This window comes from Seohaeicola sp. 4SK31 (genome assembly GCF_028802875.1).
In the GTDB taxonomy this organism is placed as follows: Bacteria; Pseudomonadota; Alphaproteobacteria; order Rhodobacterales; family Rhodobacteraceae; genus Seohaeicola.
This window is the reverse complement of record NZ_JARAMP010000043.1, coordinates 1-17,039: the sequence shown is the minus strand read 5'-3', so window position 1 is coordinate 17,039 and position 17,039 is coordinate 1. Positions and strand designations below refer to the sequence as shown.

17 protein-coding genes are annotated in these 17,039 nt (G+C 57.6%); 4 read left to right on the top strand and 13 right to left on the bottom strand.

Going from position 1 to position 17,039, the window contains the following annotated elements; genetic code table 11:
* Nucleotides 1-192: 192 nt before the first annotated feature.
* The 12 genes from PVW27_RS20290 to PVW27_RS20235 are packed head-to-tail and all read right to left on the bottom strand — an operon-like array spanning nt 193 to nt 9,759.
* Nucleotides 193-2,112 (bottom strand): penicillin acylase family protein, encoded by a 1,920-nt coding sequence (locus PVW27_RS20290; RefSeq protein WP_274560848.1) that lies wholly within the window; start codon nt 2,110-2,112, stop codon nt 193-195.
* 24 nt (nt 2,113-2,136) lie between these two features.
* The gene (locus PVW27_RS20285; RefSeq protein ID WP_043872279.1) at nt 2,137-2,304 is read right to left on the bottom strand and encodes a hypothetical protein; all 168 of its coding nucleotides are present in this window, start codon (nt 2,302-2,304) and stop codon (nt 2,137-2,139) included.
* Nucleotides 2,304-3,875 (bottom strand): apolipoprotein N-acyltransferase, encoded by a 1,572-nt coding sequence (lnt, locus tag PVW27_RS20280; RefSeq protein WP_052453652.1) that lies wholly within the window; start codon nt 3,873-3,875, stop codon nt 2,304-2,306. The genes PVW27_RS20285 and lnt overlap by 1 nt, the downstream gene beginning before the upstream one ends.
* Nucleotides 3,872-4,366: a signal peptidase II gene (gene lspA, locus PVW27_RS20275; RefSeq protein WP_274560844.1), complete on the bottom strand. Its 495-nt coding sequence runs from the start codon at nt 4,364-4,366 to the stop codon at nt 3,872-3,874. The genes lnt and lspA overlap by 4 nt, the downstream gene beginning before the upstream one ends.
* Nucleotides 4,347-5,132: a ZIP family metal transporter gene (locus PVW27_RS20270; protein ID WP_040652270.1), complete on the bottom strand. Its 786-nt coding sequence runs from the start codon at nt 5,130-5,132 to the stop codon at nt 4,347-4,349. The genes lspA and PVW27_RS20270 overlap by 20 nt, the downstream gene beginning before the upstream one ends.
* Before the next feature lie 22 nt (nt 5,133-5,154).
* Nucleotides 5,155-5,613 carry a DUF411 domain-containing protein gene (locus PVW27_RS20265; protein ID WP_009820119.1) on the bottom strand — a complete coding sequence of 153 codons (459 nt, stop codon included), beginning with the start codon at nt 5,611-5,613 and terminating at the stop codon, nt 5,155-5,157.
* A 3-nt stretch (nt 5,614-5,616) separates the two neighbouring features.
* Nucleotides 5,617-6,990: a M23 family metallopeptidase gene (locus PVW27_RS20260; RefSeq protein WP_043872277.1), complete on the bottom strand. Its 1,374-nt coding sequence runs from the start codon at nt 6,988-6,990 to the stop codon at nt 5,617-5,619.
* Nucleotides 6,987-7,613, bottom strand: a complete 627-nt coding sequence (locus PVW27_RS20255) for an SCO family protein (RefSeq protein ID WP_274560839.1) — start codon at nt 7,611-7,613, stop codon at nt 6,987-6,989. Before PVW27_RS20255 ends, PVW27_RS20260 begins: the two co-directional genes overlap by 4 nt.
* Complete coding sequence (locus tag PVW27_RS20250; RefSeq protein WP_008282825.1) at nt 7,613-8,080, bottom strand: copper chaperone PCu(A)C; 468 nt, start codon at nt 8,078-8,080, stop codon at nt 7,613-7,615. Before PVW27_RS20250 ends, PVW27_RS20255 begins: the two co-directional genes overlap by 1 nt.
* A gap of 28 nt (nt 8,081-8,108) precedes the next feature.
* Nucleotides 8,109-8,768, bottom strand: a complete 660-nt coding sequence (locus PVW27_RS20245) for a DsbA family protein (RefSeq protein WP_008282983.1) — start codon at nt 8,766-8,768, stop codon at nt 8,109-8,111.
* The gene (locus PVW27_RS20240) at nt 8,765-9,187 is read right to left on the bottom strand and encodes a disulfide bond formation protein B (RefSeq protein ID WP_037239850.1); all 423 of its coding nucleotides are present in this window, start codon (nt 9,185-9,187) and stop codon (nt 8,765-8,767) included. The genes PVW27_RS20245 and PVW27_RS20240 overlap by 4 nt, the downstream gene beginning before the upstream one ends.
* Before the next feature lie 5 nt (nt 9,188-9,192).
* Nucleotides 9,193-9,759 (bottom strand): SCO family protein, encoded by a 567-nt coding sequence (locus PVW27_RS20235; protein WP_008282981.1) that lies wholly within the window; start codon nt 9,757-9,759, stop codon nt 9,193-9,195.
* 618 nt (nt 9,760-10,377) lie between these two features.
* Here PVW27_RS20235 and PVW27_RS20230 point away from each other — a divergent pair.
* From PVW27_RS20230 to ccmI, 4 genes are read left to right on the top strand one after another with little or no spacing between them, the layout of a single operon-like run.
* Nucleotides 10,378-12,369: a heme lyase CcmF/NrfE family subunit gene (locus PVW27_RS20230; RefSeq protein ID WP_008282980.1), complete on the top strand. Its 1,992-nt coding sequence runs from the start codon at nt 10,378-10,380 to the stop codon at nt 12,367-12,369.
* A 1-nt stretch (nt 12,370) separates the two neighbouring features.
* Nucleotides 12,371-12,925 (top strand): DsbE family thiol:disulfide interchange protein, encoded by a 555-nt coding sequence (locus PVW27_RS20225; protein WP_273183981.1) that lies wholly within the window; start codon nt 12,371-12,373, stop codon nt 12,923-12,925.
* Nucleotides 12,922-13,407 carry a cytochrome c-type biogenesis protein gene (locus tag PVW27_RS20220; RefSeq protein WP_037240132.1) on the top strand — a complete coding sequence of 162 codons (486 nt, stop codon included), beginning with the start codon at nt 12,922-12,924 and terminating at the stop codon, nt 13,405-13,407. Before PVW27_RS20225 ends, PVW27_RS20220 begins: the two co-directional genes overlap by 4 nt.
* Nucleotides 13,404-14,555 (top strand): c-type cytochrome biogenesis protein CcmI, encoded by a 1,152-nt coding sequence (gene ccmI, locus PVW27_RS20215; protein WP_027263709.1) that lies wholly within the window; start codon nt 13,404-13,406, stop codon nt 14,553-14,555. The genes PVW27_RS20220 and ccmI overlap by 4 nt, the downstream gene beginning before the upstream one ends.
* A 99-nt stretch (nt 14,556-14,654) precedes the next feature.
* Here ccmI and PVW27_RS20210 read toward each other — a convergent pair whose 3' ends face one another.
* Complete coding sequence (locus tag PVW27_RS20210) at nt 14,655-16,757, bottom strand: protein-disulfide reductase DsbD family protein (RefSeq protein WP_008282976.1); 2,103 nt, start codon at nt 16,755-16,757, stop codon at nt 14,655-14,657.
* Between the last annotated feature and the right edge of the window lie 282 nt (nt 16,758-17,039).

The window sequence follows — 17,039 nt, the reverse complement described above, 5'->3', positions numbered from 1 at the left end:
CTGACTCTATGAAACCCGTTGGCCAGCCTGCCCGAGGGCGTGAAATGGCTGCCCGCGATGCCGTGAAACGCGTGCCCGAGATCACGCGAAATCACTGCCCAAATTCCGCGAAATGCGCAGCCAAGCTGACGGAAACAAGGGACACTGGCGAAATCGCATACCCAAACGGGTCGAAAAGGAGGAAGTAAGTGATCATCGGCTCCTGTCATTTTGTATTGTCGGCGTATCGACGGATACCGGTGAAAGTCGGGATGTTCCCACAGCGCCACCCCGGGCCAAGGACAGATCAGTGGACATCGTGAGATATTTGCCCTGCATCCACATGAGAAAAAGGTTTTCATAGAAACGTGAGAGCGGGTGGCCGGACTGACCGGCTGGCGCGATGAAATAGGATCCGGCTTCTTCCGAAAACGACATGACCGCCTGAAAATTGGTGCCCGCGCTGGCCGCGAAGGGGCGGTCATTGTCAGAAGATAACAGCGTTGCAATCAGTGTGTATGGATCGCCCGAAGATGGGGCTTCGAGAGACAGCAGATCGCTGATGATCCCACTCGATCGGATTGGCGCCCACCCCATATTCAAAGCGTGTGCTTCGCCCCAGACCCAATCTGACGGATCGGGTCCGTAGCGGTCGACAAGCCAGCCGATGGCATCATCCAGGGCCGCACGAACCTGATCCTGGCAGGTCTCGATGCGGGTGGACGGGCGGATGTCGCACCAGATTGCGCTCCCTCCGCGATCTGAAAGCACCGCAAATAGGATATCGGCATTTGGCCTGGCCCAGACCGTTGTCGCGGATGGAAATTCATCCTGAAGTATCCGTTTTTGCAACGCGCGCGCCCAGGCCCAGAACACGAGCGGTTCCGGTGAAAAGCGATCCATGTCGCCATTCCATTGGGCAAGTTGACCCAGAATATCGCTGCGAAACTCATCTGCGCGGTTCTCTTCGAGAGCGCCTGCGGAACCCACGAACCAGAGCTCTTTTGCCATTATAGGAAGAAGCGCCCGCGCGGCAGTGCTGACCGTGTCGCGCTGCGCCGCAATCGCGCCCTCGACCGAGAATATCGGTTGCCGCACATCAAGAGCTGCCAGACGGGCGTCTCGAAACGAGAAAGGCGTTTCGACCTCCCTGTCAGGCCAGCGAGCAAGGATTTCTCGGCCGATGGCAAGAATCTCCAATCCGGCTGGTGCCAGGTTCATGCTTGCGTCCATAGCATCGTTCACATCGGCGGACCGCGCCAGACGGTCAAGCATCATCAGAAAATTGCCGGCCTTGGCAGCGGTGGGACTCACTGGCTCTTTAAGGGCAGTCAGTGACAGAGATCGGAACGCCCAAGCGACGCGTTCGCTGCGACCGACGACAATGAAGGGCACACCCGGCATTGTAGCCCCAATCGCGGCTCCGGTCGGGAGTTGAATATCCGCCAGGTACCATTCAGAAGGCAGCGATAAGGGGCCACGTATATCGGCGGCGAGAATTGGTGCTCCCGAAGCTGTTCTGTCTCCAGGCAACGCCCAAGCATCGAGGCTGACCTTGGGCGAGGTCACAAACAGCTCGGGCAAAAGAGGTCGATCTGACAAGCCGGACAGGTCACTCTGGCGTCTCTCGGGTTGAAGATCGTTCAGAAACGCTTGGGCAAGTCTGAGACTATCGACGGGTCTCCAGGCAGCGATCATTCTCTCATCCGCGATCAACAGATCGGGTGAGCCTCTGCCGCGCCCGCCTTCGGATACCAGACCAAGCCACGCGTTGACACCAGCGGCATATGCGTCGAGCGCTTGGGCTGTCGAAGGCTCGACTTCGATCGTCTGGTCAAGTGGCAACAAGGCTTGCGCTGCCCGCCTTGCCCTCAATAACTGGCCAAGCCTGTCCTGAGCGTGAACGAAACCAAGCGCGAAATAGGCGTCCGCAGCGGAGTCTGCAGAAATGTGCGGTATGGCCGCAGCATCTCGCAGAATATCGACTGGACCTTCGATTCCCGCAACACTGAAATCCTCGTCATAGTCGGGGACGGAGGCGCGCAAAAGAAAGTAGACGACACCGGATACGGCCAGTCCTGATGCAAAAATCGCCAGGAGCAAGTACAGTAATATGTTGAACAGTCGTTTCAATTCGTTGCCGGTGCCAAAGCAATCTCAAGACGTGATGCGCAAGAGGATCACCGAGGCGAAAAAAGCGAGTAGGCCGAAAGCAATACCGAAGCCTGTCGCGTATTGAAGTATATCCAGGCGGTTCCCTTTCTGCCGTTGCGCCAGATAGCCACCCCAGAGCGCCCCTCCGACAAAGCCTGCGAGCACCAGCATCACGATTCCTCCGATTTTGATTTTTCTGAATTGAAACGTCGTCTGGCCGATCCGACGGTAAAGGCTAAGGCCCAGACCGCACAGATGAGCGCCAGCGATGTCCAATCACCGAAACGTGCGTAAGGTGTAGGCGCAAGCGCTGTCGGCAGGGTGGCATCTATGACTCCAGTTTGTCCGGTCTCGAGGCGCGCGATGATCTCTCCCTTGGCGTCGATGATCGCGGAAATCCCCGTGTTGGCCGCCCGGACCACAGGAAGCCCTTCTTCGACCGCGCGCATGCGCGCGGAGGCGAGGTGCTGCTCGGGGCCGATGCTGGTACCGAACCAGGCATCATTTGTTGCGTTGAAAATCCAGTCGGGGCGAAAAAGGTCATCGACCACCTGGCCCGGAAAAATGATCTCGTAACAGATCGCCACCGCGACCAGAGGCGCACCCGGGATCGCCAGCGTGCGTGGCCCTGGTCCTGGCGTGAAATCGCCCAAACCTTCGGTGAGCCGCTCGATCGGCAGCCAGCCTCTCAGGGGCACATATTCCCCGAACGGAACAAGATGATGTTTTGCATATCCCGTCAGAATTTCGCCGTTGCCGTCATAGGCTTGAACCGTGTTGAAATATCGGGTTTCCCCATCGCCCTCTACGCGGTCAGGCACTCCTGTCAAAAGGATCCTGCCGTCTGGCAGAACCGTGGATAACCGCCTGCGCGCCAAGGCGTCCTCGTCCAGAAAACCGGGAAAGGCCGTTTCCGGCCACAGCAGCAGGTCGAAGCGTCCAGGTTGCGCAGACAAGCTCAAGTATTTTTCCAGTGTTCGCTCGCGGCTGCCCGGTGCCCACTTCTCGACTTGCGGCACATTGCCCTGGACGATGCGCAAAGCGATGTCCGTCGGCGGCACATCCGTCCCTGAACGCAGCGCGCCGCCACCCCAGAGGCCCATCACCGCAGCGGCGAAGAGCACGAGAACAGGCACGCGTCTGTTTGGTGCCGCCACAATCAACACACCGGGCAACAGCCCGATAAAGACCGTGAGAAAGCTTAGCCCATAGCTTCCGACCCAGGCGGCCGGTTGGCGCAGGGCGGCATGTTCGACAAGAGCATAAGCGGCAAGGTTCCAGGGAAACCCCGTCAGGACATGACCGCGCAGCCATTCTGCGGCAACCCAGCAGGTTGCAAGCAGAAGACCTGCCGTAATGCCGCCGACAGCACGGCGCTGCATGATGGTGGCAAATAACATCGCCGCAATCGCTGGGAATATGGCCAGTCCGGCGGACAGTCCCGCGACTGCCGGGATCGCAAGGGCACCGAAACGTTCGGCATCGACGTAGAAGCTCTCGGCGATCCAGGAAACTCCAAACCCGAACTGGCCCATTCCGAAGACCCAGCCGATGAAGAAGGCGGGCGCTGTCGAAACCTGCCGGAGGACGAGAAAGAGTGCTGAGAAGGCGACCGGAACAACGATCAGCCATGAGAATGGTGGAAGGGTTAAAACCGTTAAACCGCCCGCTGCAAAGCTAATCCCTGATCGCAGGGGAATGTAACGGCCACGACCCGTCAGTGGTCGCAAGCCCGCCATCATGTGCCAGTTTTCAACTTGGCGCTCAACCAAGGGGCTATGAGCAGTAGGCCCACGCCACTGACCACGAAAACATCCGCCATGTTGAAGGCGGGCCAATGCGTGGATCCGACATAGAAATCGAGGAAGTCCGTCACACCCCGAAACCGGATGCGGTCGAGGACGTTGCCGAGCGCGCCACCGATAATCGCACCATAGGCGATAGCCTCGGCCCGGTTGTCAGTGCGCACCAACATGACGGTCAACCAGCCGCAGACCGCGAGGGCCAACACTGTAAGGCTCCACCATGGCGCTCCACCAAGTAATCCAAATGTCACGCCATCGTTGCGCAGGTAGATGAGATTGAAACCGGGAAAGACCGGAACTCCGGCGCTCAAATCTGCCGCATTGGCGACGACAATTGCTTTTGTCACCTGATCGACAAGAAAAGCAGTTCCAGCCGCAAAGAAACCTTGGAAATGGGACTGTTTCATCTCATCCTCCCAGCCATACATCGAGGAACAACATGATCACCAGGCCAACCGCGAGACCGAGTGTCGCCCTGTTTTGATGGCCAGAACGGTGGGTTTCGGGAATGATTTCGTGGCTGATGACGTAGAGCATCGCCCCGGCGGCGAAGGCGAGGCCCCATGGCAACAGCGGCTGCGAGATGCTGATGATCCCAGCCCCAAGAAGCCCGCCTACCGGCTCGACAAGACCTGTCAGGGCGGCAATGCCCCACGCACGGCGCCTGGAATATCCCTCACCAAGCAATGAGACCGCTACGGCGAGACCCTCGGGAGCGTTTTGCAGCCCAATGCCAATCGCAAGCGGCAAGCCACCAGAAAGACCGTCAGCCCCGAACCCGACACCAACGGCGAGTCCTTCGGGGAAATTGTGGATCGTGATCGCGATGATGAAGAGCCAGACGCGGCGCAGCGAAGCAGAGTCAGGGCCTTCCCGCCCCGACTTGAAATGCTCATGCGGCAGCCGTTCGTTCATCAGAGCGACCGCGCCCATGCCAAGCAAGATAGCAACACAAACGATGGCCGCCGGGAGAGCACCGTTGTCGAACTGTCCTTCGGCTGCATCGAGAGCCGGGATGATCAGCGAGAAAAACGATGCAGCGAGCATGACACCCGCTGCAAAGCCAAGTAGCAGATCGCGTGTAGCCCGGGATGGGATGCGCCCGAAAAGAACGGGGATCGCCCCGACCGCTGTCAGCGATCCGGCGGCCAGACTTCCTAGAAAGCCAAGGGTAATTGGGGAGAGGGGTTCCAAGCGTTGAGGTCTCGTCGATACGTCAGTCAGCGGCCGAATAACTGCTAAAGATCTCGGTCGATCCATCGCCGCGGATCAGGAAGACCTCATAAGCCTCTCGATCGTCTTCCGGTCCCATGCCCGGCGATCCATAGGGCATTCCGGGCACCGCCAACCCCACTGCATCTGGACGCTCATCCAACAAACGCTGAATGTCTGATGCCGGTACATGTCCTTCGATCACGTAGCCGTCGACCAAAGCCGTATGGCAGGAGACCATGCGCTGAGGCACGCCATTGTCGAGTTTGAAGCGCACAAGAGATCCCCCGAACATGTCCTCGCCTGTCGGCGCGAATCCGCTTTCCTCGAGGTGCTTCATCCAGGACAGACAACAGCCGCAGCCGTTTGTCTTCCGGACATCAATCTGGATCGCATCGGCGACCGCTTGCGCTGCGGGAAACAAGGCCAGCGTGACTGCAAGGGCGGGAGCCAGTCGTTTCATGGATTAAAGCCTTTCGGTTGTTGTTTGCACAAATTCGCTGGTGAGCCTCTCGGCCAGTAGCGAGCGTGCCTCAGCCAATCGCTCAAGTGCAGCCGTGTCATCCGCATCCCGCTCGGCCGCCTCTGCCAGTCTGTCGTCTGAGAGAGGATCGGTCGGGCGACCATCGACTAGAACCTCATAATGCAGATTGGGGCCGGTCGCGGTGCCGGTCGCACCGACGCGACCGATCATGTCTCCGGCCAAAACGCGCTGCCCTTGTTCGAGTGTGTCCGGCACCTCGCTGAGATGTGCGTATCGTGTCAGGGTGTCGGATCCATGCGCTATCTCCACCACCCGGCCATATCCACCACGACGTCCGATGAAGCTCACGCGTCCGGGTGCTGTCGCTTTCACCGGCGTACCGCGGGCCGCAGCAAAGTCGACCCCGGTGTGCATGCGCACATTCCCATAGACCGGGTGTGTGCGACGGCCAAAGACGGAACTCAGCCGCGCTCCTTCCACCGGTTGGGCAAAAACACGCAGGACCTCTCCATCGACATAGATCGTTGCTTCACCGCTGCCGTCATCCGGCCAGACGATCTCGTAGACCGTTTCACCAAGGTCCAGTGTGGCAAAGGCAAGTTCGGGCTGACCGATCCTCTCGTTTCCGTCGCGGGCTTCGCGCCAAAGAATACGCATCGTCTCGCCACCGGAAAGTTCGCGTCGAAAATCTACTGTGCCGCCCAGCATCTGCGCCATGTCGACCGCAAAACGAGCAGGGATGCCTGCTTTGTCCAACGCCGCGAAGACAGAGCTTTCGATCACTGCCTCGCCCGCGAACGTCACCATTTCAGGGTCTGGCTCCAACACGCGTGTGACAAGTTCTTGACCAAAGACCGTTTCGATCCGCACCCCATCGTCAACTGCCAGTTCCACGCGGCTCGGATTTCCGTCCACCTTTGAGATCACAGTGATCTCATGGCCCGGGCGCAATCGGCGCAGGTCATATTCTGCACCAAGCGCGAGCGCGATTTCGGCACGCGCAGGCGCAGCGATACCCGCGTTCGCCAGGACCGCATCCAGCGTCTCGCCCGACGCGATCTCACGCGACCAAGTGATCAAAGGCGGTTCAATCTCGGGCAAGGCGGTTTCTGCGAAGACAGATTGCAAGAGCGGCAGAGGTCGCATTGGGCTAGCATTGTCGGCGTGAAATGCAGCGGGCGGTGTCACATCGTAGTCGGCGATCTGAGGCATCGAGAGCGGATCGGGAGTCCAGAGGGTCGCTTCAGCAATCGCAGGAGGCACTGGCTCTTTAGAAAGAACGCCAGAAATGGCGATGGCGGTCAGCGAAAAAGCGCCTGCGACCACAGCGCTCGCCAAAACAATTCTAATCTTCATGTTGCCCCCTCTACGTCTTCTGTCAGTGCACGCCGGATCTTCGGCACTGCGAATTCTCTTGGCTCGTGATAGTCAATCATGGTGACGAGTTCACCCTTGGCATCGAACAGGAATACGCTTGCCGTATGGTTCATTGTATAGTCGCCGCCTTCGGTCGGAACGCGCTCATACGAGGCACGAAATCCTTCTGCAGCGCGGGCAACCTGGTTTGCCGGTCCCGTCCAGCCGCGAATGGCCGGATGAAAATAGCCGACATATTCGGCCATGGCCTCGGCCGTGTCCCGCTCTGGATCGACTGTGATGAAGACCACGTTCATCCGCGCGGCGTCGTCCCCGAGATCTTCAAGCCAACCTGAGATATCCGATAACGTCGTGGGGCAGACATCCGGGCAGTAGGTGAACCCGAAAAACACCATGGTCGGGCGTCCAATCAGGGCTTCTGGGCCCACTTCATTGCCTTCGTGATCGGTCAGTCGGAAATCCATCGCCGACAGGGGGAGAGGCCTTTGGCCGGCCGGTTTTGGTGCGCCGGGACCGTCTACCCGCCACCAGCCGACCCCGAGCATCAGAGCGACAGCGCCTACACCGGCTGCACCGTATTGGACCACATGCCGACGCTGCATCAGCTCTCCGGCCCGCGCGCGGCGATCCCCAGAATTGGGACCTCAACAGTCACTTCACCACCGTCCGAGAACGTCAGTGTCAGTGGGAAGGTCTCGCCTTCGATCATCGGGTTTTGCAGCTTCATGAGCATGGCGTGCAGTCCGCCCGGTTCCAATGCTACGCTTTGGCCCGGTTCAATCGTGATTTCGTCAGCAGGCGCCATAGAACTGACGCCGTCGGCGTTGGTTTTCGTCTCATGGATCTGGGGCATCACGGCCAGTGGTGTTGTAAGCCCGGTCAGCGTGACCGTGTCTTCACCGGTGTTGCGCACAGTCATATAGGCGGCACCAGGGCGGTTGACCCCGATTGAAGCACGGGACCACGCGTTTTCGACGACCACATCCTCCGAACCGGCAAATGCCGGAGTCGACATGCCCGAGAGCAGTAAGACAAGGGTCAAACCGTTGATGTAAGATAGTTTTGTCATGAAGAATTCTCCTGTATCTGGCCGAGCATCAACTTTGGCTGGCCGCAACTTCCGCCGCCACCAGTCGCCGCAGTTCTGCCTCACCAAACGGGTCCAATGGCTTGGCGTTGACGAAGAACGTGGGCGTTTGTCGAACGCCAACCGCTTCGACATCAGCGCGGTCCTGATTGAGCACGGCCACGACACCGGGGGCCAGCATCTGTGTCCGAGCAGCTTCGACATCCAGACCACCGCTTGCGGCAATCTCAAGGATCAAACCCGGTGCCGGAGTGCCATGGGACGCCCATCGCGGCTGCTCGCGCAGGACCGCTTCCAGCACGGGTTCGAACACATGCTGCATCCGCGCAGCTTCGAGAACACGGATCGCTTCCACCGAAGCGTCCCCGTGAAAGGCAGTGTATCGAATGACGACACGGACCGCATCACCGTGCTCAGTCATGATATCCTTGACCACGGGATAGAAGGCGCGGCAGGCCTCGCAAGCTGGATCGAAAAACTCGACAATCGTGACAGGTGCCGTTTCGGGGCCGAGGATCGGGGAATAGGGCCGGATCAGCACATCGTTCACTTCAGGCGCGACAGGGACTGCCTCTGCAATGGGTTGGGGGCGGGTGGCATACCAGGCCGCGCCGCCAAAACCTGCGGCACCAACAGCCAGAACGGATAGAACGAGACCGCGTCGATTCATGTTTGTTTTTCCTTCAGTGAAATGGCCGACAGCACCCCGATCATCGTGAAGGCGACAAGCGCCATCAGCGGAATCGGAATGCCGAAGACCACCTGGTTGTCGTCGGTACAAGAGGGGCCGGTCGCCTTGCAGGGCTGGATCGCCTCGGGGATCAGCCCGACATAGAGGCCGATGTGATACAACGCCACCGCCGCCCCCCCAAGCGCCAGCGCAACGCCATAGCGCCCCACGCGAGGATCTTGCCACCACAGCCCGAGCCCAAGAACGACAGCCAGGGGGAACATGAAGGCGCGCTGGAACCAGCAAAGGACGCAAGGCGTTTGACCAAGAACCTCGCCAATAAAGAGCACGGCAAGCGATGAGATAAGCGCAATGATCCAAGCAAGAACAAGGGCCGTTTCTCCGGAAAGTCGGGTCATGGCGATCAGATCCTCTCTCTCAGATCCGCAAGGATCTCTTCGGCGGGTGTGCCGTAGGGCCAGGAATCGGCGAAGCCCGCCTGCGGATCAAAAAGGAACAGGTGCGATGTGTGCCCCATTGTATAGCCATCCGGCGCGCTGGCCTCTTCGATCCGTTCGAAGTAGATCGGAAAGGTTTCAGCGGTCTCAGCGATCTGATCGGATGTTCCGGTCAGACCGATGATGCCTGCATCAAAGCGCGGCACAAAGTCGGCAAGAGCCATTGGCGTATCGCGTTCGGGATCAATCGAGATGAAGATCGGCTGCACTTTTGCGGCATCCTCGCCAAGTCCATCCATGACCGCCGCCACCTCTGCAAGCGTCGTCGGGCAGACATCTGGGCAATTGGCGAACCCGAAGAACACAAGCATCCAGCGACCCGCAAAGTCCTCTTCGGTGCGGATCATGCCCATATGGTCCGTCAGTTCGAACTGCGCAAGGAAAGGTGGTTCGGTCTCGGCTTGGGAAATATCGGCGCGGTAGTCCGCCCACAGTAACAGCCAGATGAAAACGAGCGCCGCGACGCCCGCCAATACCCATAGCACTTTTTGAAGACCTGAAAGCTTCACGCCGCTCCGCCCGAATTTGATTCTATATTTTAAGCGCGTTTACACCCTCTAGCTACTGTAGGTTCAAGCGTGATTCTTGCCCTGCGGCAGCACGTCACGCACCTGTGAAGCTAATGCTCTCTATTCAGCGCTTCAAAACCTGCCGTCACTCAATGTTTCGCTGCTTCGTCTGACCCTGCAGGTGGCCATCAAGGGAAGGCAACGGCAATTTCCGCTAAATCCGACGCCTGCGGAAACCGGGCCTGCAGATACAAAGCTGCTACGCAGATGCACTGCAAGCATGGGTCATTTTTTAAGGTATCAGTCTAAAATAACGCTTGAACCTACAGCGACTACAGGAACTACAAAGGACGCGAATCAACTGTCGGATCCTGCTCACGGCATGCACGCGCAAAGAACTTCATCCCATTCGGTTTTCCGCCCAACCCCAACTCGGTTGCGATTCACAGAAGCGAACACAGGCGGAAAGTGGAGAATGTCGCGATATGATCTCACTAGAATGGACGATGAACATGCTGAACTATCCCGATGCGGAAACCTTGTCCGGCTCGGATGCAGAAGCGCTACTCAGGAGGACGCAAAATGACACCTGAGATCGGACAATTCGCCCTTACCCTCGCGCTTGCCGTCGCGATTGTTCAAAGCATCTTGCCAATTGTCGGAGCAAGCACGGGACGCGTGCTTTGGATGGAAAGTGCAAAGACAACAGCGGTGCTTCAGGTGACGTTAGTTGCAATTGCGTTTGGCGCGCTCATGCGCTCCTTTGTTGTCAGTGATTTCACGGTTCGAAACGTGGTTGAAAATTCCCACTCTCTGAAGCCGATGATCTTCAAGGTTGCCGGCACTTGGGGCAGCCACGAAGGGTCTCTAGTTCTCTGGACCTTTATTCTCGTACTTTTCGGGGCTGGGGTCGCGCTGCTGGGCAGAAACATTCCGGTTGGTCTCAAAGCGCGAACTCTATCCGTTCAAGCCTGGATCAGCGTCGGTTTCCTGAGCTTCATGCTCTTTACATCCAATCCGTTCGAGCGGGTGTTTCCGCCGCCTCTGGATGGCACAGACCTTAATCCTCTGCTGCAGGACATCGGGTTGGCGATGCATCCCCCGCTCTTGTATTTTGGGTATGTCGGCTTCTCGATCGTCTTCTCCTTCGCGGTCGCGGCTCTGATAGAGGGTCGGGTGGATCCCGCATGGGCGCGTTGGGTGCGGCCTTGGACTCTGACGGCCTGGATCAGCCTCACTGCGGGGATCGCACTCGGCTCTTGGTGGGCCTATTACGAACTTGGCTGGGGCGGCTGGTGGTTTTGGGACCCGGTGGAAAACGCATCCTTCATGCCATGGCTGCTGGGTACGGCACTCCTGCACTCCGCTATCGTCACGGAAAAGCGGGACACGTTCAAAAGCTGGACCATTCTTTTGGCCATCCTGACCTTTTCACTGTCACTTCTGGGGACATTTATCGTCCGATCCGGCATTTTGACATCCGTTCACGCGTTCGCGGTCGACCCGGCGCGCGGCGTGTACATTCTCGGCCTTCTTGGCGTAACCATTGTCGGCTCACTGACACTTTACGCATGGCGCGCGCCTCAGCTTGGATCGGGTGGCGTATTTCGGCCGATTAGCCGCGAGGCGGGGCTTTTGCTCAACAACCTTCTGCTCGCGACCGCAACGGCGACCGTCCTTTTTGGAACACTCTATCCGTTGTTTGTGGAAGCGGTGACTGATGAAAAGATCTCTGTAGGACCACCGTATTTCAACGCGACGTTTATCCCTTTCATGCTGCCGCTAGTCATCATCATGGGAATTGGCCCATTCCTGTCTTGGAAACGGGCCGATCTTCCCGGTATCTGGCAGCGGCTGCGTTTGGTTTTTGGTATCGCGATTGGTGTTGCGGGGATCGTTTGGTACCTTCAGACAGACGGGCCCCTGCTTGCAGTGGTCTCAATAGGGATTGCAGCCTGGGTTTTTGTTGCAACGTTGCGCGAATGGGCGTTGCGCATCAAGCTCTTTGATTTACCCCTTTCACAGTCGCTGCGTCGCGCGCGGAACTTGCCGCGCGCTGCGCACGGTATGACGCTCGCGCATCTTGGCGTTGCAATGCTTGTGCTTGGGTTTGTAGGTTCCACAGCCTGGAAGGAAGAACGTGTTCTTTTCGCAGAACCGGGGACGACCGTGGAAATCGCCGGTTTTGAGGTAATATTCGACGGTGTCGAACGGTTGCGTGGTCCAAACTACATCGCACAACAAGGCCAGCTTCGCGTCTTGAAAGATGGACGGGAGATTACGCTTCTTCGTCCAGAGCGCAGAAACTATCCAGTTGCGGGGACGTCCACAACCGAATCTGCAATCCGATCAACGCTCAGAGGTGATCTCTACGTCACCATCAGTGAGCCTGCGACCGAAAAGGCGTCGGGCCAGTGGAATTTGCGCATTCTCTACGAACCACTGGTTAATTGGATATGGATCGGAGCGACGATGCTGGTGCTTGGCGGGTCCCTTTCGCTATCGGACCGCAGATTGCGGGTGGGTGCGCCGTCGCCAAAAAGCCGGTCGTCAGCGCTTCAACCGGCGGAATGATATGATGAAGAAAATCCTTCTCGCGATGCCAGCGCTGGTCGCAGTGGTCTTGGGTGGATTTTTGTTCTGGGGGCTCAACCCAGACCGAGATCCTAACGCAATTCCTTCCGCTTTGGTCTCCGAACCAGTTCCGGATTTTGAGCTTCCACCGGTAGAGAGCACGCAGACCCCCGGACTGTCGGCCGCAGCCCTTCGTAGCATTGGCGAGCCGGTTTTGGTCAATGTATTCGCTTCATGGTGCGTGCCCTGTCGTGCTGAGCATGCGGTGCTAACCAGGCTTGTTGAACAGGACGGTGTTCGGCTGATGGGGATTAACTACATGGACAAACCAGCAGATGCCGCAAACTGGCTGGAGGAGCTTGGCAACCCCTATGAGAGGATCGGATCAGACAGCGAGGGCCGGGTCGGTATCGAATGGGGTATTTCGGGGGTGCCTGAGACGTTTGTGATCGATGCGAACGGTATCGTAGTCTATCGCTACGTTGGTCCCATTGTGACGCCAGAGGCACAGGATGAAATTCGTGCTGCGTTGGCCGCAGCAGGTGGTCAATCATGAAGAGTTGGCTCTATTCACTGGTGCTGATGCTTGCCGCAACAACCGCGGCATGGGCTGTGGAGCCAGATGAGTTGCTGGATGATCCGGTGCTTGAGTCGCGCGCCCGGGAGCTCTCAAAGCAGCTACGCTGCGTTGTCTGCCAGAATCAGGATATCGATAGCTCAAATGCGGGTGTTGCCCGAACGATGCGCACCTTGCTGCGCGAACGTCTGATTGCAGGTGAAACAAATGACGAGATCATTGCGTTTTTCGTAGATCGATATGGTGACTTCGTCCTGTTCAGGCCGCGACTGAAACCCGCCACGTATCTGTTGTGGTTCGGACCAGCGGTTCTTTTTGCCGTTGGGATTGGCGTTGTCTTTGTCACAATCAGGTGCCGAAGCAGGGCCGTTCTTGATGGCACTGCTGATCCACTGAGCCCCGATGAAGAGCGTGAGTTCGAAGCCATTTTTCATGAAAATGAAGGACGGAGAGACCCATGATTTGGTTGGTGTTAGGCGCGATGGCATCCATCACTGTCCTTCTGTTCTTGTCCGGTCTCTATCGAACGGGTGAAGTCCTGAACAGAAAGGATGGAGCGTTGGTTATCCTCAAGGATCAGCTTTCCGAAATTGATACTGATCAAGAGCGGAATCTGATATCCGTTACCGAGGCCGACGCGGCCAGGGTTGAAATCAAACGCCGCATTCTGGCTGCCGGTCGGCTTGCGACACGTGAATCGTCGCGCGCAAGTGGGCGAAGCACCATCTTCGCGTCCGCCATTGCCACGCCATTGGTAGCCTTCGCTCTGTATTCTCAAATCGGCTCGCCACAGATCGAAAGCCAGCCTCTGGCGTCTCGCGCATCTGAAACCCAGGAAGCCGCAAACCTCTCAGAGTTGACCCAGAGACTAAAAACCCGGCTTGAAGCAGACGAGTCTGGTGGACCAAGTGATGGTTGGGTTCTGCTCGGTCAGACCTATATGCGTATGGCTCGTTACGATGATGCCGCCGATGCATTCGAACGCGTCACTGTCCGCGACAATGCAGATATCTCAACCCTATTGCTATATGCCGAGGCCTTGATCGCAGCCGAGAACGGGATCGTGACGCCGCAAGCGGAAAGCGTGATCGAACGCGCATCGGAGATGGACCCCGATGATCCAGGCCCAATTTTCTATAGAGCCCGGATCCTCGAACAGGACGGGGTTCCAGATGAAGCGAGGACGCTTTTGATCGAGCGCCTCAAGAGAGCGGATCGCGCCTATCCGTGGATGGAACTTTTCCTGTCTGTCGCCAACCGATTGGGGGAACAGGTTGGAGAGAGCCCTGTCACCCTAGCTGATTTCTTTCCGGACTCTCGGGACGCGCGTAGCCCCGGTGCGGCCGATATCGAGGCCGCTCAGGACATGTCGGTCGAGGAACGCAGCGCTTTCGTCCGCTCCATGGTTGACCGCTTGGCGGCGCGATTGTTGGATGACCAAGACAATCTTGAAGGATGGCTTCGGCTTGCGGAGGCGTACAGTGTATTGGGTGACTTTGATGCTGCCCAGAACGCCGCCGACAATGCGCGCACCTTGGCCGAAAGCCTTCCGGAAACCGACCCTATGCGTGCCGCCGCCACGGCCCGATTGGATCGGATCAACAAATAAATTGGGGCCGCGTGGTCTCAGATACATAACAGCTTTCCTTTCACCTGAAACTAAACCACTGTAGGTTCTGCCTCCCTTGAGCAATGCAACGGCACTATGTCATCGTTTTCGGACAGCGCTGAGATTGGCAGCCGACAGTGCTTCGAGAACGGCATCCGCAGATAGTAGTTCAGATAAAATGATACCTTCAGGAGCATCTGGACCGTAGACGATGTTGAGCGGAATTGCGTATCTGCCGTGCGCCTCGAGATAGGATTGGATTTTCGCGTCCGGTCGCGTCCAATCCGCGCGCATCGCAATCACGCCTTCCTCGCCAAGTGCTCCCAAAACTGGTTCACGATCCAGGACCAGGGTTTTGTTTGCTTTACAAGTGATGCACCAATCCGCAGTAACGTCCACGAAGACAGTTTTGCCCTGCGACACTTCACGCGCGATCCGGGACCGGTCGAACTCGACCCAGTAAGAAGTGATCGAGGCTGTTACATCATCGGAGCTTTTTGGCAGCAGTGCAGGGGCCGCCAACGTCATGCCCAAAACCGCAGTCATTCCCCACAGCAAACCGTTACGAGGCTGAACCTGATAGGCTCTCGCCGCCAGTACGATGAGCCCAAGACCCAGCAGCACCAGGCCTGTGAGAGTTGGCGACGTCACACCAATCAAGACCCAGCATAGCCATGCAACGGTTCCGGCAAGCAGCAATCCGAGAACGATCTTCACGCTTATCATCCAGGGTCCCGGTTTGGGCAGTCGAGACAGGAAACCAGGCCAAGCGGCAACCAGAATATATGGCAGTGCAAGCCCAATCCCCATCGCTGTGAAAACCGCAAGTATATCGCCTGTCGTGCCAGAAAGGGCGAAGGCAATGGCTGTCCCCAGCAACGGGGCTGAACAAGGCGTTGCAAGTATCGCAGCCAGAGCGCCGGTGGAGAAGTCTTCGGCATACCCCCGCCCAAAGCGGCCAGATAGCCTAACCATCCAGCTGCTGGGCAAAGAAATTTCAAAAACTCCAAACAAATTTGCCGCAAAGAGTCCGACAACGAGAATGAGTGCAATTAGGAAATATGCATTCTGAAACTGCACACCCCATCCAACGGCATATCCGAGCGTCTGCAGCGCTATGACCGCCAAGGCCAGCACCCACATAAAAGCAACAGTTCCCACAGCCGTAGCGAGAAATCCCGCGCGCAATTGTGAAAGGGAGCGATTCTTCATTCGGAGCGCCGACCCGAACTTAATCGATAGAACTGGCAAGACGCATGGCATTGCGTTCAGTATCAACCCTCCCAGGAAGGACAGCAAGAGAATCGGGAAAAACTGACCCCTATCTTGGCTGGTCTCGGATGCGTAAGGTGGCGCAGGTACAACGTCGGTAGTGTTCACATCATCGAATGTAACCGCGACACCCTCGTCTACGACCGTAATTCGAAGGGAGGTTTGTTCCTCGCTTAACGCGAGAATCGGGATACTTGCCCAGAGACCGGTGCGATCACTTGTAAGGCGGATGTCGGGTGCGCCGAATGCAGAGCCTGCACCAAACTCTGGAAAAAGATCGGGATTGTTCCAGCCAGAAGGCCGCGTCATTTGAACAACCAATGCCTGATCCTGCTTCAGCGATGCGCCCGAGACCGCTATTGCACTTTCTGGCCCTGCAACAGGTACGCGAGCGGCCCATGTCGCGATATCGGTCGCGGCTTTCGCATCGACGCCCGTTCCCAATGGCACAGGGAGTGTCAATTCAAACCTTTCCGGAATGCACACATTGGAGCAGATCAGCAGATCGACGAGTCCCTTCAGCTCGGCCGCTCTATCAGAGTTCGCAAGCCGCAACTGCAATGGAAATATTACTTGTTTGGCATAGCCGAAATTTTCAATTCCGAAGGCGCGGAAACGCGTGGGTGCGGGCCAAAGCATGTCGACGGATTCAAGGTTTGTGGACCCCTCCCAATCGATCTCTGGCGGCAGGCCAACCTCGCCTGGCGACCGCCAGTACGCTTTCCATCCTTCCTCCAGTTCAATCTTCAAACCCGCCGAAAGGAACTGCGATCCTGGGGCGATTCCTGCTTCCGCGACGATCAAACGTGCCGTCAGAACTTCGGAACGATACGCATTGGATTCCAAGGCGCGAACAGGGCTTGCCACAAAAACAAGAAAGAGTGCGAGACTGATAAGCAATCCCTGATACCCTGCCAAGGTTGTACGCATATTCTGACCTCTTTTTCTTCGCGCTCAGTCTCGGGAAGTTACAGCAACGTGCTAGTCCCGAACGCCTTTGTGACGGCGTCGACCCCTCAAACAGTGGGCAGAGCCAAGACTCCGACCAACTAGGCGACAGCGATGCTCGTCTGGGCTTCCTACAAAACAGTTCTCTGATTGCGGCTATGTCAAGTGGGCTAGCGATCTGTCCGTTCGGGGTCATGGTTCTCTCCGAGGTCACGCATTGCGCCTCATGATGGTTTTCGGTGGTGGATCGTCTCCAATGTCGTT